A 25,589-nucleotide genomic window follows, 5' to 3' on the forward strand; every position below is an offset into this window, starting at 1 on the left:
CGCAACGCTAACGGTGCGTTCTCATACCCAGAGGACGGTCTATCCGAGGCCCACAGCTACCCGACTGGCGAATGCGATCGCTATCGGCGCAGACACGACGAACTGTGGGCCGACACGGAGCATGGCTCGCCGTCCCGCCGCTTACTTGCCCTGCGTCGACGCCCGCGCGTCCTGACCGTCACCCTCGGGTGCGGCGACGATGTCGCGGGTGGTGGCGCCCTTGTCGACGACGCTGGTGTCGGGATCGCCGACCGTGGAGCGCACGCCCTCATCCGCCGTGTCGCCGCCGGCCTGGGTCACCGTTGCCGACTCGCCGGCACTGCGCTGCGCCGGGCCGCCGAACAGCGCGTCCAGCGTCTGGGTGTTGGATGCGGCATCCTGCGGCCGCGCCGCGCCCGGCTGGGGCGGGGTCAGCGAGAAATCGGGCGGGATCACCAGCGGCGCCTGGCGTGCCACGGCGAACTCGTCGGGCCGGGCGCGGTCGAAACCACGCTTCCCGCAACCCGACAACAGGGCGACGCCCGCAAGCCCGAGGGCGATCGGCACAATCTTACGCATTCACTTTCTCCACGGGAGAATCCTTGGGGGCATCGGGGCGCTTGTCGCGCATCAGGAGCGCTCGGACAAGCAGGACCAGCACGCCGATCGTGATCGCCGCGTCGGCCAGGTTGAACACCAGGAACGGTCGCCAGTCGCCGAAGTGCAGATCGGCGAAATCGGTCACATAGCCCAACCGAACCCGGTCGACGATGTTGCCCAACGCCCCGCCCAGCACGAGGCCGAGCGCGGCCTGATCGGCGCGGTTCCGCTCCCGAAACATCCACACCGCGACACCCACCGCGATCGCGCCGGTCAGCGCGACCAGCGCCCAGCGTGAGAAATGGCCGTTGGCGGTCAGGAAGCCGAGCGACACGCCATGGTTCGGCACGAAGCGGAGCGCGAAGAATCCCGTGATCTCCCGCACCGCACCCGAATAGCTGATGCCGAGCGGCCCGGTCACCGCCCATTTGGTCAGCTGATCGAGGACGAACAGCAGCGCCGCCCAGCCCAACCCGCCGCGCGGCACGTCACGCATGCGACACGACCTTTTCGCAACGGCCGCACAGATCGCCGTCGTCGCTCACTTCTGGCAGGTGGCGCCAGCAGCGGCCGCATTTGTGGTATCCGGTCCGCGTCACGTCGATGTCCTCGCCCTTCGTCACTTTCGCGACGATGAACGCTTCCGCCAGCGCATCCGCCGACAGAGGCAGGTCGGGCACGGTCACCTCCGCCTCCAAGCTGGACCGCACCGTCTTTTCCCGGCGCAGCGGCTCGATCGCCTCCGTCACCTGTTCGCGCAGGCCACGCACATCGCGCCAGTTGGTGCCGACCACCGCATCGCCCGGCATCGCGGGCAGTTCGGGCCATTCCAGGAAGTGGACCGATCCGTCCTCGCTGGGAAAGCGGGTCTGCCACACTTCCTCGGCGGTGAACGGGATCACCGGCGCGGCATAGCGGACCAGCGCGTGGAACAGCGTGTCCAGCACCGACCGGTACGCACGCCGCCGCGGGTCTGACGACGCGTCGCAGTACAGCGAGTCCTTGCGGATATCGAAGAAGAACGCCGACAGGTCGTCCTGCGCGAAATCGGTCAGCAGTCGCAGATAGCGGTTGAACTCGAACCCGGTCGCCGCCTCGCGCAACTCCGCGTCCAGCATGCCCAGCCGGTGCACGATATAGCGTTCCAGTTCCGGCAGGGCCGCGACGGGCACCACCTCCGCCTTGTCGAACCCGTCCAGCGCGCCGAGCAGGTAGCGGAAGGTGTTGCGCAGCTTGCGATACGCGTCGGACGCGGTGCCCAGCACCTCCTTGCCGATGCGGACGTCGTCGAAATAATCGGTGGAGGCGACCCACATGCGCAGGATATCCGCGCCCGACTCGCCGATCACCTTTAGCGGATCGACCACGTTGCCCAGGCTCTTGGACATCTTGCGTCCCTGCCCGTCCAGCGCGAAGCCGTGGGTCAGCACCGCGTCATAGGGCGCCCGGCCGCGCGTGCCGCAGCTTTCCAGCAGCGACGACTGGAACCAGCCGCGATGCTGGTCCGACCCCTCGACATACAGGTCGGCGCGTACGCCCTCGCCATAGCGCGCCTCGACGGTGAAGGCGTGGGTGCTGCCCGAATCGAACCACACGTCCAGGATGTCGTTGACCGGCTCGTAATCGGCCAGATCGTGGTCGGGGCCGAGCAGCGTCGTGTGATCGGCGGTGAACCACGCATCCGCCCCGCCGCTGCGGAAAGCGTCGACGATGCGCGCGTTGACCGCCGGATCGTTCAGATATTCGCCGCTCTGGCGATGCACGTACAGCGCGATCGGCACGCCCCAGGCGCGCTGGCGGCTGATGACCCAGTCTGGACGCCCCTGCACCATGGCGGTGATGCGGTTCTCCGCGCGCGCGGGGACCCAGCGGGTGCGGGCGATCGCGTCCAGCGCCACCTCGCGCAGCGATGCGCCGTTGCCGACCACCTCGCCCCGCCCTTCGGCCGATGGCGCGCCGTCGCTGATTTCCCGGTCCATCGGGATGAACCATTGCGGCGTCGCGCGCTGGATCAGCTTCGCCTTGGAACGCCAGCTGTGCGGATAGCTGTGCGCGAAGTCGTCGGACGCGGCGATCAGTCCGCCCGCCTCGCGCAGGTCGTTGCAGATCGGACCGTCGCTGGCGACGAACTTCTTGTTGATGACGCTGCCCTGACCACCCAGCCACGGCCAGTCAGGGCGGTAGAACCCACCGCCGTCGACCGCGAACACCGGGTCGATGCCGTGGCTCTTGCACAGCAGGAAATCGTCCTCGCCATGGTCCGGCGACATATGGACCAGACCGGTGCCCGCATCGGTGGTAACGAAGTCGCCCGCCAGCATCGGCCGCGGCTTCGCGAAGAATCCGCCCAGCGCGTGCATGGGGTGACGCACCGTCGCCCCTTCGAAGATCGTGCCCTTGATGAGCGCTTCGAAGTCGAACTTCTTCTCGCCCACCCGCTTCAGATAGGCCGGCAGCAGCGGTTCCGCGACGATGACGCGGCGGCCCGCCACGGTGACCACCAGGTAATCGAACGCGGAGCCATAGGCGATCGCCTGGTTCACCGGGATCGTCCAGGGCGTGGTGGTCCAGATCACCGCCTGCGCCCCCTTCAGCGCGGGCCATTCCGGGCAGTCCAGCACCTCGAACCCGACGTCGATCTGGGTGGACACGACGTCCTCGTATTCGACCTCGGCTTCGGCCAGCGCTGTCTTTTCTACCGGCGACCACATCACCGGCTTCGCACCGCGATACAGCTGTCCGCTTTCCGCGAACTTCAACAGCTCACCGACGATCGTCGCCTCGGCGTCGTAGTTCATGGTCAGGTACGGGTCGGCCCAATCGCCCATCACGCCCAGCCGCTCGAACTCCGCACGCTGCACGTCGACCCATTTGGCGGCATAGGCGCGGCATTCGGCGCGGAACTGGTCGACGGGGACGCTGTCCTTGTCCTGCTTCTTCGCGCGGTACGCTTCCTCGACCTTCCATTCGATCGGCAGGCCGTGACAGTCCCAGCCGGGGACATAGGGCGCATCCTTGCCCATCAGGGTCTGGCTGCGGACGATGATGTCCTTCAGCACCTTGTTCATGGCGTGACCCATGTGGATGTCGCCATTGGCGTAAGGCGGGCCGTCATGCAGGATGAACCGCTCCCGCCCGGCGCGCTGTTCACGCAGCCGGTCGTACACGCCGATCCGCGCCCAGCGTTCCAGGATCGCCGGCTCCTTCTGGGCCAACCCCGCCTTCATCGGGAAATCGGTCTTCGGCAGGAAGACGGTGTCGCGCCAGTCCCTGTTCGCGGAAGCGGCGGCGGCGTTGTCGGAAGCGTCGGTCATGCGGCTTCGAGCATTAGCGAAAGGACCTCTTCAAAACAAATAACGATCCGGCCCCATTCGCGGCTTTCGACCGCAGGGCTATCGCGCCAGGATCGCGCGGGCGCGGTCGCAATCCGCCGCCATCTGCGCCTTCAGCGCGTCAAGGCCGTCGAACCGAGCCTCGGGCCGCAGATATTCCACCAGCTCGACCTCGATCACCTGACCGTACAGGTCCTCGTCGAAGTCGAAGAAATAGGGTTCCAGCAGCTCCTTCGCCGGCTCGAACTGCGGCCGGATGCCCAGATTGGCGGCCCCGTGCAGCACGCGTCCATCCGCGAGCCGGCCGCGTACCGCATAGATGCCGTACGCCGGGCGCAGATACTTGCCCATGTCCAGATTGGCGGTCGGATAGCCGATCGTGCGCCCCACCTTGTCGCCGTGCTGCACCACACCCTGGATCGCGAAGGGTCGGGTGAGCAGGCGGGACGCGACGCCGCAATCGCCATGCGACAAAGCGGAACGGATGCGGCTGGAGGACACGACCTCTCCGTCCAGCACCACCGGTGCCACCGTTTCGGTGGAAAAGTTCAACACCCCGCCGGCTCGCGCCATCATCGCGGCATCCCCCGATTTGGCGCGGCCGAAGGTGAAATCCTCACCCGTCACCACGCCGCCGACACGCAGCGCGGCGACCAGCCGTTCCGCGATGAAATCCTCCGCCGTCAGCGCCGCCAGCGACCCGTCGAAATGGAACACGACCATCGCATCCGCGCCCGCCGCCGCGAACAGCCGCTCGCGCTGATCCAGCGTGGTCAGCCGGAACGGGGGGGCGTCGGGCCGGAAGAAGCGCACCGGATGCGGGTCGAACGTCGCGATCAGGGCCGGGCGCCCCTCCGCCCGCGCGCGCGCCACCGCCGCACCCGCCACCGCCTGATGACCCAGGTGGAATCCGTCGAAATTGCCCAGCGCGACGATCCCGCCGGCAAGATGCGCGGGAATGGCCGCGCTGCCGTCCAGCCGCTCCATGGCCGTGCGCTCTACGGCCGGGCCCCGAAAGGAGCAATCCCGCCGAACCCAGCGCGCGATGTCACGAGCGAACCCCTGCGTGCCACGTCACGCGCGAACCCCTGCGTGCGCTGTCACGCGCGAACCAGCGTGACGAAGCTATAGGCGGGACGCTCGCCCTCGGCCGGATGATCCTCCCGCGCGATTTCGCGCCAGCCCTCGAACGGCGGCACGGTGGCGTCGCCGTCGATCGCGGCATGCACCTCCGTCAGCTCGATCCGATCGGCGCGGTCGAGGAACAGGCGAAAGATCTCCGCACCCCCGATCACCGCCACCTCGCCCCGGTCCTCGCCCGCCAGCACCAGCGCCTCCTCGGGCGAATGGGCCACCTCCGCGCCGGCCGCGCGCCAGTCGCGATCGCGGGTCAGGACGATGTGGCGACGTCCCGGCAGGGGCGCCGGAAAGCTGTCGAACGTCTTGCGTCCCATCACCATCGGCCGACCCATGGTGGCGACCTTGAATTGCTTCAGGTCGGCGGGCAGGTGCCAGGGCAATGCGCCGTCACGGCCGATCACGCCATTGTCCGCGCGGGCGAGATGGAACACGATTGTCATGCCGAGCGGCGCTTCATATCGCGACCGGCGCCTTGATATGCGCCTGCGCCTCGTAACCGGTCAGCACGAAGTCCTCGAGCGTGTAGGCATCGATCGACGGCGGCGTGCGGACGACCTCCAGCCGGGGTAGCGGGCCGGGGTTCCGCGCCAGCTGCGTGCGCGCCTGGTCCAGGTGATTGAGGTACAGGTGGCAGTCGCCGCCGGTCCAGATGAAGTCCCCGACCTCCAGCCCGGATTGCTGGGCCAGGATGTGCGTCAGCAGAGCATAGCTGGCGATATTGAACGGCACGCCCAGAAAGATATCCGCCGAACGCTGATACAGCTGCAGCGACAGCCGCCCGTCCGCGACATGGCACTGGAACAGGCAATGACACGGCGCCAGCGCCATGGCGTGCAGGTCGCCGGGATTCCACGCGGTGACGATGTGCCGGCGCGAGGCGGGATTGCTCTTCAGATCGTCGACCAGTCCTTTGATCTGGTCGATATGCCGGCCGTCCGCCGCCACCCAGTCGCGCCATTGCTGGCCATAGACGGGACCCAGATCCCCTGCCTCATCCGCCCATTCGTCCCAGATGCTGACGCGCTGTTCCTGCAGCCAGCGGACGTTCGTGTCGCCGCGCAGGAACCACAACAGCTCCACGATGATCGATCGCAGGTGCAGCTTCTTGGTGGTCAGCACCGGAAAACCCTGCGTCAGGTCAAAACGCATCTGGTGACCGAACACGCTCAGCGTGCCGGTACCGGTGCGGTCCATCTGCCGGCTGCCGGTCGCAAGGACGCGGTCCATCAGGTCGAGATACTGGCGCATGCAACGCCGCGTAGCGCGAGCCGCACCGACATGCCAGCGCCCATGCGACGCCGCCGAAATGGATGCGGTTACGCTCGTGCGGCGCGCTTCCACCGGGCCATGGCGGCGTGTGGATCGGGGGGATCAGGACATCGCGCGACTGTTCGCGCCGCTCGGCGCGTTGTCGCACGAAGTGGCGACGGTCGCGTATCTGGACGGCCGCCGCGCGCTGCTCGGCATGCGTCACATGGTCGGCGCGACCGACTGGCTGGAACTGCCCATCCGGGATATCATCCGCGACGCGCTGGCGCTCGACGCGCGCAAACTGGTGATGGCGCACAATCACCCCAGCGGCATCGCGGAGCCCAGCCGGGCCGACCTCGCCTTCACCCGGCGCCTGGTGCTGTGCGTCGAGGCGCTCGACATGCGCCTGATCGACCATTTCGTCATCGCCGGCGACCGCATGACCAGCCTGCGCGAAAGCGGCTTTCTCTAGGTCCGGTAACGCGGCCAGCACTGGCCCCGCCGTCAGTCGATGCGGCAGGCCTTGATCGTCGCAGGTTCGGGACGCGGGCCGGCCGGGCGGAACCCCGCCAGATAGCCACCGGCCGACGGCATCTCCATCATCGCCACCTGGCGATACCCCACCGCGGCGAATTCGCAGCGCAGCAACGCGGGCGGCGTGCCGTGCGCCTCCGTCGGTCGATTGGCGTCGACGACGACGACCAGCCCCTCCGGCTTCAGCGAGGGGCGCAGCCGCCACAGGAATTCGTAGGGCTGCTCGATCTCATGGTACATGTGCACCATCAGCACCCGGTCGAAACTGGCGGGCGGCAGCTTGGGATCGACCGGCGCGCCCAGTCGCACCGAGACATTGTCCAGCCGCTCGCGCGCCACGCGCTCCGCCAGGGCGTCGCGGAACTGCGGCTGGATATCCTCGGCCAACACGCGCCCCTCGGCGCCGACCCGCTGCGCCAGACGGATCGTGTAATAGCCCTCGCCCGCGCCGATGTCGGCCACGGTCATGCCCGGCGCGATCCCGGCCTTGTTCATCACCTCGCCCGCCTCGTTCAGGCGGTCGCGCACCTCCTCGGTCGACCAGCGCGAGGACACAATCCGCGCGACCGGACGGTCGGCGGCCGGGAACGGACCCGGCTGTTCGGCATCATGGCGGATCAGCGGCTTGCTGCCGTCGCACGCCGCCAACAGCACCAGCAGGGGAAGCAGACGGCGGATGCGCACCTTAGTCGACATCCTCCACGGCCACCGCCTCGCCGGTCACGCGCTGCGACAGTGCCGCCGCCATGAAATCGTCCAGGTCGCCGTCCAGGACGTCGCCGGGGCTGGTGGAGGTGACGCCGGTGCGCAGGTCCTTGACCAGCTGATAGGGCTGCAGGACGTAGGAGCGGATCTGGTGGCCCCAGCCGATATCGGTCTTGGTGGCGTTGACCGCGTTCGCCTCCTCCTCGCGCTTGCGCAGCTCGTGCTCGTACAGCCGCGCGCGAAGCTGGTTGTACGCTTCCGCCTTGTTCTTGTGCTGCGACCGCTGGTTCTGGCACGCGACCACGATCCCGGTCGGGATGTGGGTGATACGCACCGCCGAATCGGTCGTGTTGATGTGCTGACCGCCCGCACCCGACGCGCGATAGGTGTCGATGCGCAGTTCGCTGTCGTTGATCTCGATGTCGATCGAATCGTCGATCACCGGATACACCCACACCGACGAAAAGCTGGTGTGCCGACGCGCGGAGGAATCATACGGGCTGATCCGCACCAGCCGATGCACGCCGCTTTCGACCTTGGCATAGCCATAGGCGTTCTCGCCCTTGACCAGCAGCGTCGCCGACTTGATCCCCGCCTGTTCGCCGGCGTGGTAGTCGACCAGCTCCACCTTCATGCCGTGCCGCTCGGCCCAGCGGGTGTACATGCGCTGGAGCATTTCGGCCCAGTCGTTGCTTTCCGTGCCGCCCGCGCCGGAGTTGATCTCCAGATAGGTGTCGTTGGCGTCCGCCTCTCCGGCCAGCAGTGCCTTGACCTTGTCGCGGTTCGCGCGCTCGGCCAGCTCGGCCAGACTGCGCGCGCCCTCATCGGCCAGTTCCGCGTCGCCCTCCGCATCGGCCAGCTCGATCAGTTCGACCGTGCTGTCCATCTCGGTCTGGATCGAACGGGTGGCGGTGATCGCCTCGTCCAGCCGGCGCCGCTCGCGCATCACGTCCTGCGCCGCCTTCGCGTCGTTCCACAGCGTCGGGTCCTCGACCCGCGCGTTCAGCTCATCCAGCCGACGCAGCGCACGGTCCCAATCCAGGAACCGGCGCAGCAGCTGAAGCGCCTCGTTGATGCTGTCCACATGTGCCTGCGCTTCGGCGCGCATCGAACTCTCCATCGGCCGACCGGGTGCCGGCATGTCTGTTTTGGTCGGGCGGGCGCTTTCGCGGCGAAAGGCGCAGACCCGTGCCGGGAAATCGTCACGAAGACGCGCGGCTAGTAGATTCCACCTTCCCTTTGCAAGAAGTCGCTGTCGCTGCGTGCCCGCTTCGGCTGGGTGGCCACGGTCGGCGCGGCGCTGACGGGACCCGCCCGCCGGGCGGCGCGACGCGGCTCGCTTTCCGGCTTGAACGCTTCCCAGATCACCGCCGGCTTCGGATCGGCGGTGTTCGGCCACGTGCCGTACACCGGGCGGCCGGAGGCGCGGTCGATGCGCACCATGCGAATGCCGGCGGGCGCGCGGAACGGCAGCTTTTCCAGCCCGTCATACGCCTTGGCCGCGAATTCCTTGAAGATCGGCGCGGCCAGCGTGCCGCCCTGCGCCGCCCCGCCCAGGCTGCGCGGCGAGTCGTATCCGATATACAGGCCACCGATGAACTGCGGTGTGCCGCCGATGAACCACACGTCGGTGGGGCCGGAGTTCGTGCCCGTCTTGCCGAACATCGGCCGGTTCAGATCGCGCAGCACCGTGGCGGTGCCCCGCTGGATCACCCCCTCCGTGATGTGGACGACCTGATACGCGGTCATCGCATCCAGGATCTGCTTCTGCCGCGACATCGGCCGGGGCATCGCCTTGCCGTCCCAATCCCGCGCGTTGCAGCCGTCGCAGGCGCGCCAGTTCTCCGGCAGGATGACCTTGCCATGCCGGTCCTGCACGAAGTCGATCAGCGTCGGCAGACCGCCGCGGCCGTTATTCTCCAGCATCGCATAGGCGTTGACCATGCGGGTCACGGTGGTCTCGCCCGCCCCCAGCGCGAACGACAGGTAGGCGGGATAGTCGCCGACACCCATGCGCTTCATCCGGTCGACCACGCGCGGCATGCCGGTCGTGGCGGCGGCGCGCACCGTCATCAGGTTGCGGCTCTGCTCGACGCCCCAGCGCATAGTATGCGGGCCGGAGCCGCCGCCCGTGAAATTGCGGAAGCATTTGTTGCCCAGCCGCGCGCCCTGATAGACGCAGAACGGCCCGTCGACGATGATCGACGCCGGCGTCATGCCCGCGTCCAGCGCCGCCGAATAGACGATCGGCTTGATGGTCGACCCCGGCTGGCGCATCGCCTGGGTGGCGCGGTTGAACGCCTGCAACCGGTTGTCGAAGCCACCCTGCATCGCCAGCACGCGTCCGGTCGCCGGCTCCTCCACAACGAACCCGCCGGAGATGCGGGGGATCGCGCGCAGGCCGTAGGCGCCACCCTCCGGCCCCACCGCGACGATGTCGCCCACCGCCAGCGCGCCGAACGCGTTGCCCGGCTTGCCCCTCAGCGCCATCTGCGCACCCGACCGGGGCAAAGCGGCCGTCTCGCCATTGGCGAAGCCGATCGTCGCGCCGCCCGCGGACTTGTCGATCACGATCGCCGCGCGCCAGTTGCTGTAATCAAGGCCGATGTTGGTGTTGAGCAGCGCCTGCTGCCACCGTTCCCCGTCGATATCGACATGGCGGATCGGGCCGCCCCAGCCGCGGCCCCGATCGAACCGGAGCAACCCGTCGCGCAGCGCCTGCGCCGCCAGGTCCTGCAACCGGTTGTCCAGGCTGGTGCGCACCCACAGCCCGCCCGAATACACGCTGTACGGCCCATCGCGCGCGGTTTCGCCGAACTTGGCGATCAGCTGGCGGCGAACCTCCTCGACGAAATAGCCGGAACGCGCCTCGAACTTCGGCGTACGGCGCAGCACCGCGCCGATCGGCTCCGCGGTCGCCTCGGCCCGTTCGGCTCCGGAAATGAAGCCGTTCTTCTCCATCTCCCCCAGCACCCAGTTGCGCCGCTCCAGCGCGCGTTCGGTGTGGCGGAACGGGTCGTAGTTGGACGGCCCCTTTGGCAGGATGGCCAGATAGGCGAGCTGCGCCAGGTCCAGCTCGCTCAGCTCCTTGTCGAAATAAGCGTGCGCCGCCGCCTCGACCCCGAAGGCGTTACGGCCGAGTGCGATCTGATTGAGGTACAGCTCCAGGATCTGCGGCTTGGTCAGCGTGTCCTCGATCTTCCATGCGAGGATCGCCTCCTTCAACTTGCGGCCATAGCTGACCTCGTTGCCGACCAGCAGGTTCTTGGCCACCTGTTGCGTGATGGTGGAGGTGCCGCGCGGCGTCTGTCCCTTGACCACGCCCTGATAGGCGGCGCGCGCCAGGCCGGGATAATCCAGGCCGTGATGCTCGAAGAACGTCTTGTCCTCCGCCGACAGGATCGCGTGGACCATGTTCTTGGGATATTCGGCGAAGCTCAGCTCCACCCGCCGCTCGCGTGCGTAGCTCTGGATCGGGGTGCCATCGATCCCGCGCACGTTGGTCGGCAGCGGCGGCTCATAGGTGCGCAGCTGCTCGACGGAGGGCAGCGTGCGGATCACCGTCGCCCACAGGATGCCAAAAGCGATCAGGCCGAGCAGAGCCAGAACAGCAAGCCCCTTCACCCACCAGCGCGCCCATAACGGACGCGCGAAGCCGGACGCAGGTCGCCTGATGCGAAAGCCGGAGCTGTACTCGGGGGGAGGTTCGGACGCCATCTTCAGCGGCCAGCGTTTAGCAGGTTCCCTCGCGGGGGAAAGCCGCCCTGCATCACCGCGTCGGTGCGGCGCACCGGACGGTCGCTGTCAGGCAGATCCCTTCCTGTGCGGTGATGGCGATGACGGCCGCAGCGACCGGGGCGGCGGCGGCCCCTCGGAAACGCATTCCTATCGGGGCGGGCAGGACCCTCCGGAATGAGCGATGGGTGGAACCCGCCACCCCGCCCGCGCCGCGCTATAACGGCAGGACGCGCAGTCGGTGCGCAAGCGCGATGGCGATCGCATGCGGGTCCTCTTGCCCCTCATGTGATCCTTCGCCAGACAGTTTTTTGGCTATCCTGGGGCGATCTCGCAATTCAGGAGGAAGGGACAGCATCGACGATGCAGGCTTCATCGCAGCGCGCGCAGCTTACCGCTCCACCGGATCGAACAAGATGGTCTGTTGCAGGCGAGGGGCCGCCTTCGACCATCGGCTTTCACCGCAGTAAGAGCCGGTCACAGCCACGCGGGGAAAGGACAGGGGCGGCCGGACCATCCCCGGCTTGCTCAGCGCACCGGACAGGATCAACACCAGCGTTGATGGTTCCCCATGCCCAGGCAACCCACTCTGTTCACGGCTGGCCCTGCCTCGCAGCATCGAGGAACGATCAGCCGTCGCGCCCCTCACCGCGCCGCCATACGCCTCGCGAAATGCACCTCCACAGCCTGGCGCACGGCCTGGGCGATCTTCTCGCGGCCAGCCTCGCTGTCCAGGAACGCCGCATCGGCCGGGTTCGAGATATAGCCGGTTTCGAACAGGATCGACGGCATGTCCGGCGCCTTCAGCACCATCAGCGACGCCATGCGGTGGAACACCGGCTTGACCGGGATCAGCGGCTTCGCCTCGCGACCCAGCAGGCGCGCGAAGCTGGCCGATGCGTTCATGGTCTCGCGCTGCGTCAGGTCGATCAGGATGGACGACACGTCCGATCCGGCATCGCCCAGATTGACGCCCGAGATCACGTCCGCCTTGTTCTCCCGAGACGCCAGCCGGGCCGCCTCCTTGTCGGACGCAACTTCGGACAGGGTGTAGACCGAGGCGCCGGTGGCATCCTCCGTCCCCGTGCTGTCGCAGTGGATGGAGATGAACAGGTCCGCGCCCAACCGTCGTGCGATGCCGAACCGCTCGCGCAGCACCAGATAACGGTCGGTGTCGCGGGTCAGCGCGACGCGCACCCGGCCGCTCGCGACCAGCTCGTCGCGAATCGCACGGGCGATGCGCAACGTGACATCCTTTTCGCGCAGCCCGGTCGTGGGGCTGATCGCACCGGGATCGAACCCGCCATGCCCGGCGTCGATCACCACCAGCGGCCGGCTCGCATCACCCGCGACGCGCGGCAACGCGGCGCTGCGGGTGCGCGGCGGCACCGGGATCGACAGCTTGTAACGCGGCGCATGCGTGCCGAGGCCGCCCAGGTTGAAGGGAAAGAAATCCAGCGGCCCGGCCACGCTGGCCGCGGCGAAAGCGGGCCCATCCGCCGGCGTCAGCGCGACGGAAAGCTGGCTGCCACCGCTCCGGAAACCACCATCCGCCACCGTCGCGGGACGGGTCAGCGCGAATTCGATTCGGGTGCCGCCGTTCGGCCCGGGTCGCTGCCGCACGGCCGACACCAGGGCACCACCGCGCACGGTCGGCAAAGCATCTCCGGTCGCCGGCACATCGGGCAGGTCGATCGCGATTTGGCGCGGGTCCTTCAACAGCACCGCCCGTGCGCCCGACACCGGCGCATCGAAGGCGATCGCGATTCGGTCCGCCGACACGGACACGCCGGTGACGGCCGTGGCCCAGGCGGGCGCCGCACCGAACCAGGTCAGAAGAAGGGCAAGAACCGCAAGCACGCCGCGTCCATGCCGTGCAGCCGTCCCGCCGGTCCAGCCAAAAGCCATCACGCAACCCCTTGCCCGCCCTCAACACCGGGCGAATGGCCTGGTCATAGTTGAACACGGTCGCCGCCAGCTTCCGAAATGCGGTTAACCTGCTGCTTACCAGCCCCGTTCTGCCACCTTTGCAGACGCTGCGCCCGCCAGTTGCGATGAACCGAAGCGGATGCTAGCTAATGCGATAACGGCCATGGACCTTGCGGCGTCGGTTCGCAGGATCATGATCGTTGCCGCGCCGGGATTCGGCGCCGCCAACCAGGTTGACGCTCACATGACGCATGTTCCGCCCCTGCCAGTCCGACCGGCCCTTGCCGGCGGGCTCGCCGTTTCGCGGAAAAGCGAGGGGTTTTCGCCCCGCCATGCCGTGCGAGCAGACGCATTCTCGCTAACCTTCCGCGCCACGGGCCCCATGCCCGGCGCGACCAATCGCCGCGCGCAACGGCTGAACGCTTCGATGCGCGCGTGGAGACTTTCACATGACCATGCGTATGCTGATCGACGCTCGCCACCGGGAAGAGACCCGGGTAGCCGTCGTCAAGGGTAACCGGATCGAGGAATTCGACTTCGAGTCCGCCGAGCGTAAACAGCTCAAGGGCAATATCTACCTCGCCAAGGTGACGCGCGTCGAACCGTCGCTGCAGGCGGCGTTCGTCGATTACGGCGGCAATCGCCACGGCTTCCTGGCCTTTTCGGAAATTCACCCGGACTATTACCAGATCCCCAAGGAGGACCGCGAGGCCCTGTTGCGGGAAGAGGCCGAGCACGCCGCCGAAGAGGCCGCGCTGCGCGCCGAGCAGGACGCCGACGAGGACGAGTACGACGCCGACGGCTATGACGACGCCGAAGCGGGCGAGGACCGCGACGATGCGCCTGCCGAGGACGATTCCGGCGAGGACGACGATGCCGGCACGTCCAAGCGTCCGCGTGGCCAGAACGACGACCAGGTGGAGGCGCTGCGCCAGCGCCGCATGAACCTGCGCCGCCGGTACAAGATCCAGGACGTGATCCGCCGCCGCCAGGTGTTGCTGGTCCAGGTCGTCAAGGAGGAGCGCGGCAACAAGGGCGCCGCACTGACCACCTATCTGTCGCTCGCCGGCCGTTACTGCGTGCTGATGCCCAACACGTCGCATGGCGGCGGGATCAGCCGCAAGATCAGCTCCGCGTCCGACCGCAAGCGGCTGAAGTCGATCATGGCGGAAATGCAGCTGCCGCCATCCATGGGCTGCATCGTGCGCACTGCCGGGCTTCAGCGTACCAAGACCGAGATCAAGCGCGACTTCGACTACCTGGCGCGCTTGTGGGACGGCATCCGTGACCAGACGCTGCAATCGGCGGCGCCGGCGCTGATTTATGGCGACAGCGACCTGATCAAGCGGGCGATCCGCGACATCTACAACCGCGACATCGACGAGGTGATCGTCGAGGGCGAAGAAGGGTATCGCCACGCCAAGGACTTCATGAAGCTCTTGATGCCCAGCCACGCGAAGAAGGTGCGGCATTATTCCGACCCGGTGCCGCTGTTCCAGCGCAGCCATGTCGAGGACCAGCTGGCCGCGATGTACAATCCGGTGGTTCAGCTGAAGTCTGGCGGCTATCTGGTCATCAACCCGACCGAGGCGCTGGTGTCGATCGACATCAATTCCGGCCGGTCGACCCGCGAACACAATATCGAACAGACCGCCACCGCCACCAATCTGGAGGCAGCGCAGGAGATCGCGCGCCAGTTGCGCCTGCGCGACATGGCGGGCCTGGTCGTGATCGACTTCATCGACATGGACAACGGCTCCAACGTCCGCAAGGTCGAGAAGGCCGTCAAGGAGGCGCTGAAGAATGACCGCGCCCGCATCCAGGTAGGCCGCATCAGCTCGTTCGGCCTCATGGAGATGAGCCGCCAGCGGCTGCGCACCGGGGTGCTGGAGGCGTCCACGCGCACCTGCCCGCATTGCGAGGGCACCGGGCTGGTCCGCACCGCCGCGTCGGCGGGTCTGTCGGCGCTGCGCCTGATCGAGGACGAGGCGGCACGCGGTCGCGGATCGTGCCTGACGCTGCGCGCCAGCCAGGAGGCGGCGTTCTACGTCCTGAACCGCAAGCGTGCCGATATCGCGGAGATCGAGGACCGCTACGGCGTCGTGGTCGAGGTTCTGCCGGGCGGCGAGCAGGAAGGTGCGCGCATGTCGGTCGAGGCCTCCGGCCCCCCGCCCGCTCATGCGCCCCGCTTCGAGGCTCCGATCATCGAGGAGGTCGAGGACGACATTCCCGACGAGATCGACGAGCTGGAGGAAGAAGAGGTCGTCGAGGAGACGCGGCCGTCCGGCGAGCAGTCGGATCGTGGCGAGGGTGAAGGCAATCGCAAGCGCCGTCGCCGCCGTCGCGGGCGCGGCGGTCGCAACCGCGACGAGGAGCAGCAGTCCGATGCGACCGACGAGACGAGCGAGGACGTTGTCGAGGAGGCGATCGACGAGTCGGAAACCGACACGGCCGAGCCTGATGACGTCGCGCCCGAAGCCACGGTGAGCGAGGATGAGCCGGCGCAGCGCGAAGGACGCCGGCGGCGCAACCGTCGCGGCCGCCGTGGCGGTCGTGGCGGCGGCAACGGTGGCGACGCCGCCCGCGACGACGCACAGTCGGCCGAGGTCGATGATGCGGCGTCCGACGCGGACGAGGGTGAGCCGGTGCTGGTAGAGGCCGGCGACTCGGCGCCCGGCAATCCGCTGGGTGCGGAGCCTGTCGTGCTCGAAAGCGACGTGCCGCCGGTGATCGCGCCCGCAGCCGTCGCGGACGAAGCGGCTGCAGAGCCGGCACCGCGTCGACGCACGCGCAGCCGCCGCGCCGCGCCCGCCGCCGATGTCGTGGGCGACACCGCTGCCGCACCGGCCGAAGCGCCTGCGGCCGAGGTCGAGACGCCGGCGGCAGAGCCCGCCGAAGCGGCACCGAAGCCGCGTCGCAGCCGTCGCAAAACGGCCGCCGCGCCGGACACGGCCGAGGCAGACGCGAAGCCCGAAGCCGCGGCACCTGTGGCCGACGCCGCCGAGCCCGCGCCCAAGCCGCGCCGTACGCGCCGCAAGGCGGAGGCCGCGCCGACGGCAGCCGAGACGGCGGAGGCTCCTGCCGCAGAGGCAGCGCCGGCGCCGGCGCCGGAAAGTGCAAGCCCGGTAGACACGACTGACAGCGCGTCGGAAGAAACGGACGCCGCAGGTCCGACCGAGGAAGGCACTGCGCCTCCCGCACGTCGCGGCTGGTGGCAGCGGACGTTCGGCGCCTAATAACGCCCCCTCCTGGTGTCCTGCGGCACCGGGAGGGTCGCCCTACGCTATCGTCGCCGCCGGCACATCCGTGCGGAAGCCCGCTCAACCGTCCCCAACCCCATATCGCCGTTGCCCGTTCCGGCCGCTCGCTAACACGGACGCCATGCGCCCCGCCGCGTGATCACCTTCACCACCGCGCATTGCGAGCCGACCGGCGGAACGGAGCGAGACGGGGCGAGCATCTCCAGATGCGCCGTCGATTTGGCCGCGTTCGCATTGTTGCGGATCACTGATGCGGTCGGTCGCGCGAATGTTGGCGCACATGTAAAGCGGCGTCGTGCGCAGACGCCTGCTCGCAGCCTACCGCTTGAACAAATCCCCGCGACGACATCATCACCGCTCGCTAAGGTGCCAGCCGATCAGCGAGGGTTCACCCGTGCGGCGTCAAAGTCGGCCAGGGTTTTTTCCCGCCTGTGTTCCACCGCCGTATCGGCTAAGGTCCGTCGCATGAAACGCGCGTTCGCCGCATTCGCCACGATCGTCCTGCTCTGGGCGCAGCCAGCCGCCGCGCAATCGATCCTGCGCGACGCGGAAACCGAAACCATGTTCGCCGACATGTCCGCGCCGCTCATCAAGGCGGCCGGCCTGTCCCCGCGCAACGTGCAGGTCGTGCTCATCAACGACGATTCGATCAACGCCTTCGTCGCCGGGGGCCAGACGGTGTACGTCCATACCGGGCTGATCCAGGCGGCGGACAACGCCAACCAGGTGCAGGGCGTGATCGCGCACGAACTGGGCCACATCGCCGACGGCCATGTCCTGTCGGGCGCGGCGGCGGCGAAGCCGGCGATGGGCATGTACCTCCTGTCCATGGTGCTAGGGCTGGCCGCGATGGCGGCGGGCAGCGGCGATGCGGGTGCGGGCATCATGGCGGCGGGGCAGCAGGCGGCGATGGGCAAGTACCTCGCCTTCAGCCGGGTGCAGGAATCGACCGCCGATGCCAGCGGGGTGAAGTATCTGAACACCGCCGGCATTTCAGGGCGCGGGATGCTGGCCTTCTTCAAGAAGCTACAGCAGCAGGAATATCGCTACGGGCTGGAGAATATCGACCCGTTCATGCAGTCGCACCCCTTGTCGGGGGAGCGTATCCAGACGCTGACCGCCGACATCCAGAAATCGGCCGCCTATGACAAGACGCCGGATCCCGCGCTGGAGGAACGGTTCCGCCGGGTGAAGGCGAAGCTGAACGGCTATGTGCAGGACCCGGGCCGTACGCTGAACGCGTATCCCGAAAGCGACAATTCGATCTACGCGCACTATGCGCGTGCCTATGCCTATCACAAGGGCGGGTACCCCGACAAAGCGGATGCGGAGGCGGCGGCGCTGATCCGCGCGGACCCGCACGACCCGTTCTTTCAGGAGATCCAGGGGCAGATCCTATTGGAGGCCGGACACCCCGATCAGGCGCTGGTACCGCTGCGTGCGGCCACCGCGGGGTCGCGCAACAATCCGCTGATCGCGACCACGCTCGGCCACGCGCTGATCGCGACCGAAGACAAGGCGAATTACGAGGAAGCGAAGCGGGTTTTGAAGACCGCCGTGGCGCGCGACGACGAGAATCCCTTTGCCTGGTACCAGCTCGGCATCGCCTATGAACGGACCGGCGATGTCGCACGCGCGTCGCTCGCCACGGCGGAGCGGGCGAACATGACTGGCGACAACCGCACGGCGGTGCAAAGCGCCCGCGCCGCCATGGCCGGCATTCCGGCCAACACCCCCGACTGGATTCGTGCGCAGGACATCGCCATGGTGTCGCAGAACGCGATCGACGACGATCCCAAGTCGCGCAAGCGCCGCCGGTGACGCATCGTTGCTGATACACCGAACGGCGGAACGACGGGGAATTCGATGAATCGATGGACAATGCTGCTGGTCGCGCTGATCGGCGCCGCCCTGGGTGCGCTCGGCATGTGGACGGTGGCCGGTCGCCAGGCGGACGAGGCGACGATCCGCCGTACGCTGGTCGCGCATCCCGACATCATCACGGAGGCGATGCAGGCGCTGCAGGATCGTGAGACCGGCAAGCTGGTGGCACAGGCGGACGCGACGCTGACCCAGCCGATCGGCAACGCACTGTCGGGTAATCCGAAGGGCGACGTCAGCGTCGTTGAGTTCTTCGACTATAATTGCGGCTATTGCCGGGCCAGCCTGCCGGTGATCGCCGCGCTGGTGAAGGCGGACCCGAACGTCCGGGTCGTGTACCGCGAACTGCCGATCCTGGCCCAGTCCAGCCACGCCGCCGCGCGCGCCAGCCTGACGGCCGCGCGCCAGGGCCGCTGGCCCGCATTCCACGACGCGCTCTACACCGGCGGCCCGGTCAGCGACGCCAGCATTGCAAGTGCAGCGGCCAAGGCGGGCGTGGACCTGTCCAAGGCGGGCAGCGCGAAGAACGAGGCGGAGATCGCCGCCAACCTGAAGGCGGCGGCGCAGCTGGGGATCAACGGCACGCCCAGCTGGATCATCGGCAACCGGGTCCTGTCGGGCGCCCTGCCGCTGGAGGAACTGCAACGCGCGGTCGCGGCAGCACGCGGGCGCTGACCGGCGGACAGCACCGTCCCGGTCACCCTCGATGCGGGCGGCGCATCGTCCCCGCGACCAGCGGCCTCACGATCAGCGCGACGAGGTCGAGCGCAGTATGCAGCACCATCGCCATCCATAGCTGGCCCGTCAGCAGATAGGCGGCGCTGAGCAGCAGCGCGAGCACGGCGGTCGTCACCACCCCGACGACGCCCTGATACCGGTGCGCGATCCCGAACAGGATCGCGGACACCCCGAATCCGATCGGCGCACCAAAGCCGACAAGCGCGATCAGCAACGGCAGCAACAGGCGAAAGAACAGCTCCTCGCACGTGCCCGCCACAACCGACACGACAAGCGCCCAGCCCAGATCACCGGAGGATTTCGGCACCAGCATGTCCGCGCGGCCCAGCGTCGCGGGCGGACGACGCCGAATCCTCGCGACCAGTCCGGCGATTACGCCGCCGACCACCATCGCGGCCAGCAGGGTCCCGACCGGCCAGGGCGATGGTGCGGGAATGCCGGTCCAGCGCGCCGCCAGCGCCTGTGCGTCGGTGAACACGCTCGGCATCGTCACCGGCGCATCCAGCCGGCCGATCAGCAGCAGCCCGACCAGACCGCTGCCGCCGAACAGCAACAGCATTCGCCGCGCCGTCCGCGCCAGCGGATGCTCGCCTCCACCACCGGATCGCGCCATGCGAGGCCGGAACCAGTCGCGACGCAACCGGCCGCCCCACAGGAACCAGCCATAGGCCGCCAACGCCCCCGCCAGCAGGAGCGCAGGCACGATCACCCGCCGATCCGGTGCTCGCCCTTCACCCAGCGCACCGTGCCGGAGGACGCGCGCATCACCACGCTTTCGGTCGTCATCTTGCCCGCCCGACGCTTCACGCCCGCCAGCAGCGACCCGTCCGTGACCCCGGTCGCGGCGAAGATGCAGTCGCCCTTCGCCAGGTCGTCCAGGTCGTACTGCTTGTCGAGGTCGGTGACGCCCCATTTGGCCGCGCGCGCCCGCTCGTCGTCGTTGCGGAACAGCAGCCGGCCCTTGAACTGGCCGCCGACGCAGCGCAGCGCGGCGCAGGCGAGAACACCCTCCGGTGCGCCGCCCGAACCCATGTACATGTCGATGGTCGTGTCCGGATCGCTGGTCGCGATCACGCCCGCCACGTCGCCATCGCCGATCAGCATCACGCCACAGCCCAGGCCCCGCAGCTCTGCGATCAGCCCCTCATGGCGCGGTCGATCGAGGACACAGACGATGATGTCGCGCGGCTCCACACCCTTGGCGGCCGCGACTGCACAGACATTCTCCGTCGTGGATTTGTCCAGGTCGATGATCCCGTCGGGGTAACCGGGACCGACCGCCAGTTTCTGCATGTACACGTCGGGGGCGTTGAGCAGGCCGCCCGCCTCCGCGATGGCCAGCACGGCCAGGCTGTTCGGGCCAGCCTTGGCACAGATGGTCGTGCCCTCCAGCGGATCGAGCGCGATGTCGATGGCGGGACCCTGCCCGGTGCCGACCTTTTCCCCGATGAACAGCATCGGCGCCTCGTCGCGCTCGCCCTCGCCGATCACGACCGTGCCGTTCATGTCGAGCTCGTTCAGCGCGGCGCGCATCGCCTCCACCGCCGCCGCGTCCGCCGCCTTTTCATCGCCGCGCCCGACCAGGGTGGAGGCCGCGATCGCCGCCGCCTCCGTCACGCGCACCATTTCCAGCACCAGCACGCGGTCAAGGACGCTGCTCACCGTCGGGGTCGTCATCCTGCTCTCCAGCCGTTCGTGTTGAACACGTTTAACGCGTAGGTAGAGACGTGCGGAGCACCCCGCAAGCGTCAGTCGCGCAACAGGTCGTTGATGCTGGTCTTGGCGCGGGTGCGCTCGTCGACGCGCTTCACGATCACCGCGCAGTACAGGGATGGCTTCCCGTTCTCGCCACCGGTCGATCCGGGCACGACGACCGCATAGGGGGGCACCTCTCCGCGGAAGACCTCGCCCGTGTCGCGGTCGATGATCTTGGTCGACGCGCCCAGGTACACACCCATCGACAGCACCGCGCCCTCACCGACGCGCACGCCCTCCGCCACCTCGGCCCGCGCGCCGATGAACGCGCCGTCGCCGATGATGACGGGATCGGCCTGCAACGGCTCCAGCACGCCGCCGATGCCGGCGCCGCCCGACAGATGGACGTTGCGGCCGATCTGCGCGCAGCTGCCCACGGTCGCCCAGGTGTCGACCATCGTCCCCTCCCCGACATGGGCGCCGATGTTGACGAAGCTGGGCATCAGGATCGCACCCTTGCCGACGAACGCGCCCCGGCGCACGACCGAGCCGGGCACCGCGCGGAAACCGGCGGCGCGGAACTGGTCCTGCGACCAGCCGGAAAACTTCGACGGCACCTTGTCGAACCAGTGGCCCGCACCCGGACCCCCGTCGATCAGCACATTGTCGTTGAGGCGAAAGCTCAGCAGCACCGCTTTTTTCAGCCACTGGTTGACGCGCCAGCCGCCGGCCCCGTCAGGCTCCGCGACCCGCGCCTCGCCCGCGTCCAGCATCTCTAGCGCCGCGTCGACCGCATCCCGCACCTCGCCGCCGGTATCGAACCCCAGATTCGCACGATCCTCCCATGCGGCGTCGATGGTGGCGGCAAGGTCGGTCATTGGTCCTCCAGGATGTGATGCAGCCAGGCGGACAAGTCCGCCGTGGTGAAGTCGATGAATGCGCGGTCGACGTCCGGGTCCTGTTCGGACCCGTTGTCGACCCACAGGGTGGTCATGCCGATCGCCTTGGCCGGTTTAAGATTGCGCGCCATGTCCTCCGCGAACAGGCATTCGGCCGGGTCGAGCCCGAACGCGTCGCACAGTCCGCGATAGGCGCTGGCCGCCGGCTTGGGCACCAGGTCCATGGCGTGCAGGTCGTGGATCGCCTCGAAACTCTCGCCCAGGCCGAGCCGGTCGAGCACCTTCAGCGCATAAGGCTTGTCGCCGTTGGTGAAGACCAGCTTGCGACCCGGCAGCCGCGCGATGGCGGCGGCGAGCGGCGCGTCCTGTTCCAGCACGTCCATCTCGATATCGTGGACATAGTCGAGAAAGGCATGCGGATCGACCTGATGATGCGCCATCAGCCCGGCCAGCGTGGTGCCATGGCCGATGAAATAATCCTTCTGGACGCGGTACGCCTCCGCCTCCCCGATCCCCAAGAGGTCGGCGACGAAACGCGTCATGCGCGCGTCGATGCGCGCGAACAGGTTGGTGCGGGCCGGGTACAGCGTGTTGTCCAGATCGAAGATCCAGTTTCGGACATGGGCCAGCCGCGCGATCATGGCTGTGGCGTCTAGGCGTGGCGGTGTTGCGGGGCAAGGCGGCCGAAAGATCGGGCATGGTTGCCGAAACAACCAATTGCGCGCCGCATAGCCGCTTCCCATGTTCACGCCCATGACACGTTTTTCACTGCTGGACCTGGTTCCCGTCGTCGAAGGCGGCACGGTGGGCACCGCGCTCGCCAACGCCGCCGATCTCGCGCGCCATGCAGAGACGCTCGGCTATGGGCGATACTGGGTGGCGGAGCACCACGGCATGACCGGCATCGCCAGCGCCGCCACCGCCGTGGTGATCGGCCATGTCGCCGCCGCGACCAGCACCATCCGCGTTGGTGCCGGCGGCATCATGCTGCCCAATCACGCGCCGTTGGTGATCGCGGAACAGTTCGGCACGCTGGAGGCGCTGTTCCCGGGTCGCATCGACCTGGGGTTTGGCCGCGCGCCGGGATCGGACCAGCGGGTCGCGCGGGCGCTGCGCCGGACGTTGGAAACAGACCCCAACGCGTTCCCGCAGGATGTGCTGGAGGTGATGAGCTATTTCGCCGACGATGGCCAAACCGGCATCCGCGCCACCCCCGGCGCGGGGGCGAACGTGCCGCTCTGGATCCTGGGGTCCAGCCTGTTCGGGGCGCAGCTCGCCGCCGCGCTGGGTCTGCCCTACGCCTTCGCCTCGCATTTCGCGCCCGACGCGCTGGATCAGGCGCTGGCCATCTATCGCCGCGACTTCCGCCCCTCCGCGCAACTCGATCGCCCCCATGCGATGGCGGGCTTCAACGTGTTCGCGGCCGACACGGACGCGGAGGCGGAGCTGCTCGCCTCATCCCAGCAACAGGCGTTCGTCGCGCTCCGGACCGGCAATCCACGCCAGCTGCCCCCGCCCGTGCCCGGCTACCGCGCCAGCCTGCCGCCGGCGCAGGCCGTGATCCTCGACCATGTGCTGGCCTGCTCGGCCATCGGCTCTCCGCAGACGGTGCAGGCCGGGCTGAAGGCGTTCATCGATCGCACGCAGGTGGACGAGGTGATGATCACCAGCGCCATCCACGATCACACCGCCCGCAAGCGTTCGATCGCCATCGCGGCGGAGGCGATGCAGGCACTGACCGCCTGAACCGCTCGCGTCGAATGACGCGGGCGTGTAGGCGCTTAGGGATTCTGCAACCGGAACTGGACTGAGCATGACCCCGCGCGAGCTGATCGGAACGGCCGTCGTCCCCGGCGGGGGCGAGACGCTACGCCTGTTCCGACGCGGCGGCGACTTCATCATCGCGCTGGATCGCAACGAGCTGATGAGCAGCCGGATGAGCGGGTCGGAGGAGGCGCTGGCCACGCTCACCTGCGACCGGCTGAACGGGTCGAAGCCGCCGCACTTGTTGATCGGCGGATATGGCATGGGCTTCACCCTGCGCGCCGCGCTAACCCGGCTGGACGCGCGCGCAAAGGTGACGGTCGCCGAACTGGTGCCGGAGATCATCGATTGGGCGCGGGGCCCGATGGCGGAGCTGGCCGCCGGCTGCCTCGACGACCCGCGGGTTCGACTGGTGGCGGACGATGTCGCGGCGGTGATCGGGCGCGGCGTGGGCGACTATGACGCGATCCTGCTGGACGTGGACAATGGTCCCGATGGCCTGACCCGCGACGCGAACGACCGGCTTTATTCGCCCGCCGGACTGATGGCCGCGCGGCGGGCGCTGGCGCCCGGCGGTATCCTGGCGGTCTGGTCGGCCGCACCTGACAACGCCTTTGCCCGGCGCATGGCACAGGCCGGCTTCGTCACCGAAGAGGTCGCGGTCCGCGCCCGCAGCAACGGCAAGGGCCCGCGGCACGTCATCTGGCTCGGCCGACGCAGCTAGGGTTCCTGCCCCATCAGGCGCCGCTTCCCGGTTAGTGACTTTCCATACGAAATCGGGATGTGGCATTGTGAGAACTCCGCATTAGGGACCCGTATGACCAATCGACGTTCTCTGCTCTCCGCCATGGGCCTGTTGGCCGCGACGCCTGCCGCCGCGTTGCAACGGCGCAAGCGCGCTGCGGGGCCTGGCGCGACGGTCCTGTCGACTTGGGATTTCGGCGCGGCGGCCAATGCGGCGGCGTTTGCGCGGCTGAGCGCGGGCGGTTCCCTGCTCGACGCGGTGGAGGCCGGCGGCATGGTGCCGGAGGCGGATCCCGCCAATCACTCGGTCGGCTATTCCGGCTATCCCGACCGCGACGGGCATGTGACGCTCGACGCGGTCATCATGGACGATACCGGTCAGGTGGGCGCAGTCGCGGCGCTGGAAGACACGGTGCATGCGGTCTCCGTCGCGCGGCGGGTGATGGAAAAGACGCCGCACACCATGCTGGTGGGAGACGGCGCGACCCGCTTCGCCCGCGACCAGGGCTTTCCACAGCGCGCGCTGCTCACCCCGGAGGCGGAAAAGGCGTGGCGCGACTGGCTGCGCACCGCGAACTACCGGCCGGAGGCGAATGTCGAGAACCGCGTGTCGCGAACGCCTGGCGGCGCGCTGGACCATGACACGATCGGCATCCTGGCGCGCGACGCGGCCGGGCGGCTCGCGGGCGCCTGCACGACCTCCGGCATGGCGTTCAAGATGCGCGGCCGGGTCGGCGATTCGCCACAGGTCGGCTGCGGCCTGTTCGTGGAGCGCGGTGTGGGTGCCGCGACCTCCACCGGCCTGGGCGAAGAGGTGACGCGCGTGGCCGGCACCGCACGCGTGGTCGCCTCCATGCGCGCCGGCCTGTCCCCGCAGGCCGCCTGCGAAGAGGTGGTGCGGCACATCGCCTCCCTGCGCGGCGACGCGATCCGGGGGGTTCAGGTCGGCTTCCTGGCGCTTGGCCCGCAAGGGGAAGTGGGCGCGTTCTGCCTGTTGCCGGGCTTCACCTATGCTGCGACAGACGCCGCCGGCCGCACGGTCGTCCACAAGGCCGGATCGCTGTTCCGGGCCTGAGGTGACACCGACGCCAGCAAAGCCCCCGCGCCGCCTGTTGGAGGTGTGCGTCGATTCGGTCGCGGGGCTCGTCGCGGCCACGCAGGGCGGCGCCGACCGGATCGAGCTGTGCGCCGCGCTGGGCATCGGCGGCCTGACCCCGCCGGAGTCGCTGATCCGCGCCGCCGCGGCGGGGACCCTGCCCGTCCACCTGCTCTGCCGCCCCCGCGAAGGGGACTTCATCGCCTCCACCGCCGAACGGGCGCTGGTCGCCGACGACATCCGCCTCGCGGCCGAGGCGGGTCTGGCCGGCGTGGTGATCGGCGCGAGCGAAGCCGACCGGCGGCTC

22 protein-coding genes are annotated in these 25,589 nt (G+C 68.5%); 8 read left to right on the forward strand and 14 right to left on the reverse strand.

Features of this window, described 5'->3' with window-relative positions; all coding sequences use genetic code 11:
- Nucleotides 1-141: 141 nt before the first annotated feature.
- From BMX37_RS17525 to BMX37_RS17550, 6 genes are all read right to left on the reverse strand, one after another.
- Entirely contained in the window at nucleotides 142-558 is a 417-nt protein-coding gene (locus BMX37_RS17525) for a DUF3035 domain-containing protein (protein WP_093667080.1), read from the reverse strand.
- Nucleotides 551-1,075, reverse strand: coding sequence for a signal peptidase II (gene lspA / locus BMX37_RS17530; RefSeq protein ID WP_093667081.1), 525 nt, complete (start codon nucleotides 1,073-1,075; stop codon nucleotides 551-553). Before lspA ends, BMX37_RS17525 begins: the two co-directional genes overlap by 8 nt.
- Nucleotides 1,068-3,893, reverse strand: a complete 2,826-nt coding sequence (gene ileS / locus BMX37_RS17535) for an isoleucine--tRNA ligase (protein WP_093667082.1) — start codon at nucleotides 3,891-3,893, stop codon at nucleotides 1,068-1,070. The genes lspA and ileS overlap by 8 nt, the downstream gene beginning before the upstream one ends.
- Nucleotides 3,894-3,971: 78 nt before the next feature.
- On the reverse strand, nucleotides 3,972-4,898 hold the full coding sequence (locus BMX37_RS17540) for a bifunctional riboflavin kinase/FAD synthetase (RefSeq protein WP_093667083.1): 927 nt from the start codon (nucleotides 4,896-4,898) through the stop codon (nucleotides 3,972-3,974).
- Between the two features lie 113 nt (nucleotides 4,899-5,011).
- On the reverse strand, nucleotides 5,012-5,491 hold the full coding sequence (locus BMX37_RS17545; protein WP_093667084.1) for a dihydrofolate reductase: 480 nt from the start codon (nucleotides 5,489-5,491) through the stop codon (nucleotides 5,012-5,014).
- Nucleotides 5,492-5,504: 13 nt separating this feature from the next.
- Nucleotides 5,505-6,299, reverse strand: a complete 795-nt coding sequence (locus tag BMX37_RS17550) for a thymidylate synthase (RefSeq protein ID WP_093667085.1) — start codon at nucleotides 6,297-6,299, stop codon at nucleotides 5,505-5,507.
- Nucleotides 6,300-6,375: 76 nt separating this feature from the next.
- On the opposite strand from BMX37_RS17550, the gene BMX37_RS17555 reads away from it, so the two are divergent.
- The gene (locus BMX37_RS17555) at nucleotides 6,376-6,774 is read left to right on the forward strand and encodes a JAB domain-containing protein (RefSeq protein WP_170842060.1); all 399 of its coding nucleotides are present in this window, start codon (nucleotides 6,376-6,378) and stop codon (nucleotides 6,772-6,774) included.
- Nucleotides 6,775-6,806: 32 nt separating this feature from the next.
- Here BMX37_RS17555 and BMX37_RS17560 read toward each other — a convergent pair whose 3' ends face one another.
- The 4 genes from BMX37_RS17560 to BMX37_RS17575 all read right to left on the reverse strand — a co-directional run bounded on the left by BMX37_RS17560 (nucleotide 6,807) and on the right by BMX37_RS17575 (nucleotide 13,184).
- Nucleotides 6,807-7,532, reverse strand: a complete 726-nt coding sequence (locus tag BMX37_RS17560) for a class I SAM-dependent methyltransferase (RefSeq protein ID WP_093667087.1) — start codon at nucleotides 7,530-7,532, stop codon at nucleotides 6,807-6,809.
- Nucleotides 7,522-8,649: a peptide chain release factor 2 gene (prfB, locus tag BMX37_RS17565; RefSeq protein ID WP_093667100.1), complete on the reverse strand. Its 1,128-nt coding sequence runs from the start codon at nucleotides 8,647-8,649 to the stop codon at nucleotides 7,522-7,524. Before prfB ends, BMX37_RS17560 begins: the two co-directional genes overlap by 11 nt.
- A gap of 110 nt (nucleotides 8,650-8,759) precedes the next feature.
- Nucleotides 8,760-11,258: a penicillin-binding protein 1A gene (locus BMX37_RS17570; RefSeq protein WP_093667088.1), complete on the reverse strand. Its 2,499-nt coding sequence runs from the start codon at nucleotides 11,256-11,258 to the stop codon at nucleotides 8,760-8,762.
- A gap of 663 nt (nucleotides 11,259-11,921) precedes the next feature.
- Nucleotides 11,922-13,184, reverse strand: coding sequence for an N-acetylmuramoyl-L-alanine amidase family protein (locus BMX37_RS17575; RefSeq protein WP_093667089.1), 1,263 nt, complete (start codon nucleotides 13,182-13,184; stop codon nucleotides 11,922-11,924).
- A gap of 482 nt (nucleotides 13,185-13,666) precedes the next feature.
- Between BMX37_RS17575 and BMX37_RS17585 the strand changes: the two genes are divergently transcribed.
- The 3 genes from BMX37_RS17585 to BMX37_RS17595 all read left to right on the forward strand — a co-directional run bounded on the left by BMX37_RS17585 (nucleotide 13,667) and on the right by BMX37_RS17595 (nucleotide 19,021).
- Entirely contained in the window at nucleotides 13,667-16,441 is a 2,775-nt protein-coding gene (locus tag BMX37_RS17585) for an Rne/Rng family ribonuclease (RefSeq protein WP_093667101.1), read from the forward strand.
- 489 nt (nucleotides 16,442-16,930) lie between these two features.
- On the forward strand, nucleotides 16,931-18,286 hold the full coding sequence (locus BMX37_RS17590) for a M48 family metalloprotease (protein WP_093667091.1): 1,356 nt from the start codon (nucleotides 16,931-16,933) through the stop codon (nucleotides 18,284-18,286).
- 45 nt (nucleotides 18,287-18,331) lie between these two features.
- Nucleotides 18,332-19,021 carry a DsbA family protein gene (locus BMX37_RS17595; protein ID WP_093667092.1) on the forward strand — a complete coding sequence of 230 codons (690 nt, stop codon included), beginning with the start codon at nucleotides 18,332-18,334 and terminating at the stop codon, nucleotides 19,019-19,021.
- A 22-nt stretch (nucleotides 19,022-19,043) separates the two neighbouring features.
- Here BMX37_RS17595 and BMX37_RS17600 read toward each other — a convergent pair whose 3' ends face one another.
- From BMX37_RS17600 to BMX37_RS17615, 4 genes are all read right to left on the reverse strand, one after another.
- Nucleotides 19,044-19,787 carry a CPBP family glutamic-type intramembrane protease gene (locus BMX37_RS17600; RefSeq protein WP_139198151.1) on the reverse strand — a complete coding sequence of 248 codons (744 nt, stop codon included), beginning with the start codon at nucleotides 19,785-19,787 and terminating at the stop codon, nucleotides 19,044-19,046.
- A gap of 2 nt (nucleotides 19,788-19,789) precedes the next feature.
- Nucleotides 19,790-20,761 carry a class II fructose-bisphosphatase gene (gene glpX, locus BMX37_RS17605; RefSeq protein WP_093667094.1) on the reverse strand — a complete coding sequence of 324 codons (972 nt, stop codon included), beginning with the start codon at nucleotides 20,759-20,761 and terminating at the stop codon, nucleotides 19,790-19,792.
- Nucleotides 20,762-20,832: 71 nt separating this feature from the next.
- Entirely contained in the window at nucleotides 20,833-21,657 is an 825-nt protein-coding gene (dapD, locus tag BMX37_RS17610) for a 2,3,4,5-tetrahydropyridine-2,6-dicarboxylate N-succinyltransferase (RefSeq protein ID WP_093667095.1), read from the reverse strand.
- Nucleotides 21,654-22,319 carry a pyrimidine 5'-nucleotidase gene (locus BMX37_RS17615; protein ID WP_093667096.1) on the reverse strand — a complete coding sequence of 222 codons (666 nt, stop codon included), beginning with the start codon at nucleotides 22,317-22,319 and terminating at the stop codon, nucleotides 21,654-21,656. The genes dapD and BMX37_RS17615 overlap by 4 nt, the downstream gene beginning before the upstream one ends.
- 112 nt (nucleotides 22,320-22,431) lie before the next feature.
- Here BMX37_RS17615 and BMX37_RS17620 point away from each other — a divergent pair, with 112 nt between their 5' ends.
- From BMX37_RS17620 to BMX37_RS17635, 4 genes are all read left to right on the forward strand, one after another.
- Nucleotides 22,432-23,424, forward strand: a complete 993-nt coding sequence (locus BMX37_RS17620) for an LLM class flavin-dependent oxidoreductase (protein WP_093667102.1) — start codon at nucleotides 22,432-22,434, stop codon at nucleotides 23,422-23,424.
- Between the two features lie 67 nt (nucleotides 23,425-23,491).
- Nucleotides 23,492-24,166: a spermidine synthase gene (locus BMX37_RS17625; protein WP_093667097.1), complete on the forward strand. Its 675-nt coding sequence runs from the start codon at nucleotides 23,492-23,494 to the stop codon at nucleotides 24,164-24,166.
- Nucleotides 24,167-24,259: 93 nt separating this feature from the next.
- Nucleotides 24,260-25,261, forward strand: a complete 1,002-nt coding sequence (locus BMX37_RS17630) for a glycosylasparaginase (protein WP_093663458.1) — start codon at nucleotides 24,260-24,262, stop codon at nucleotides 25,259-25,261.
- A 1-nt stretch (nucleotide 25,262) separates the two neighbouring features.
- The coding region (locus BMX37_RS17635) for a copper homeostasis protein CutC (protein ID WP_280139194.1) at nucleotides 25,263-25,589 on the forward strand (327 nt) is incomplete at its 3' end.

This window comes from Sphingomonas gellani (assembly GCF_900110035.1).
GTDB lineage: Bacteria > Pseudomonadota > Alphaproteobacteria > Sphingomonadales > Sphingomonadaceae > Sphingomonas > Sphingomonas gellani.

What these genes read in the sequence shown, in the direction of transcription:
- BMX37_RS17525 (WP_093667080.1), bottom strand. Translation starts at nt 558, where the DNA reads ATGCGTAAGATTGTGCCGATCGCCCTCGGGCTTGCGGGCGTCGCCCTG.
- lspA (WP_093667081.1), bottom strand. Translation starts at nt 1,075, where the DNA reads ATGCGTGACGTGCCGCGCGGCGGGTTGGGCTGGGCGGCGCTGCTGTTC.
- ileS (WP_093667082.1), bottom strand. Translation starts at nt 3,893, where the DNA reads ATGACCGACGCTTCCGACAACGCCGCCGCCGCTTCCGCGAACAGGGAC.
- BMX37_RS17540 (WP_093667083.1), bottom strand. Translation starts at nt 4,898, where the DNA reads ATGGAGCGGCTGGACGGCAGCGCGGCCATTCCCGCGCATCTTGCCGGC.
- BMX37_RS17545 (WP_093667084.1), bottom strand. Translation starts at nt 5,491, where the DNA reads ATGACAATCGTGTTCCATCTCGCCCGCGCGGACAATGGCGTGATCGGC.
- BMX37_RS17550 (WP_093667085.1), bottom strand. Translation starts at nt 6,299, where the DNA reads ATGCGCCAGTATCTCGACCTGATGGACCGCGTCCTTGCGACCGGCAGC.
- BMX37_RS17560 (WP_093667087.1), bottom strand. Translation starts at nt 7,532, where the DNA reads ATGTCGACTAAGGTGCGCATCCGCCGTCTGCTTCCCCTGCTGGTGCTG.
- prfB (WP_093667100.1), bottom strand. Translation starts at nt 8,649, where the DNA reads ATGCGCGCCGAAGCGCAGGCACATGTGGACAGCATCAACGAGGCGCTT.
- BMX37_RS17570 (WP_093667088.1), bottom strand. Translation starts at nt 11,258, where the DNA reads ATGGCGTCCGAACCTCCCCCCGAGTACAGCTCCGGCTTTCGCATCAGG.
- BMX37_RS17575 (WP_093667089.1), bottom strand. Translation starts at nt 13,184, where the DNA reads ATGGCTTTTGGCTGGACCGGCGGGACGGCTGCACGGCATGGACGCGGC.
- BMX37_RS17585 (WP_093667101.1), top strand. Translation starts at nt 13,667, where the DNA reads ATGCTGATCGACGCTCGCCACCGGGAAGAGACCCGGGTAGCCGTCGTC.
- BMX37_RS17590 (WP_093667091.1), top strand. Translation starts at nt 16,931, where the DNA reads ATGAAACGCGCGTTCGCCGCATTCGCCACGATCGTCCTGCTCTGGGCG.
- BMX37_RS17595 (WP_093667092.1), top strand. Translation starts at nt 18,332, where the DNA reads ATGAATCGATGGACAATGCTGCTGGTCGCGCTGATCGGCGCCGCCCTG.
- glpX (WP_093667094.1), bottom strand. Translation starts at nt 20,761, where the DNA reads ATGACGACCCCGACGGTGAGCAGCGTCCTTGACCGCGTGCTGGTGCTG.
- dapD (WP_093667095.1), bottom strand. Translation starts at nt 21,657, where the DNA reads ATGACCGACCTTGCCGCCACCATCGACGCCGCATGGGAGGATCGTGCG.
- BMX37_RS17615 (WP_093667096.1), bottom strand. Translation starts at nt 22,319, where the DNA reads ATGATCGCGCGGCTGGCCCATGTCCGAAACTGGATCTTCGATCTGGAC.
- BMX37_RS17620 (WP_093667102.1), top strand. Translation starts at nt 22,432, where the DNA reads ATGACACGTTTTTCACTGCTGGACCTGGTTCCCGTCGTCGAAGGCGGC.
- BMX37_RS17625 (WP_093667097.1), top strand. Translation starts at nt 23,492, where the DNA reads ATGACCCCGCGCGAGCTGATCGGAACGGCCGTCGTCCCCGGCGGGGGC.
- BMX37_RS17630 (WP_093663458.1), top strand. Translation starts at nt 24,260, where the DNA reads ATGACCAATCGACGTTCTCTGCTCTCCGCCATGGGCCTGTTGGCCGCG.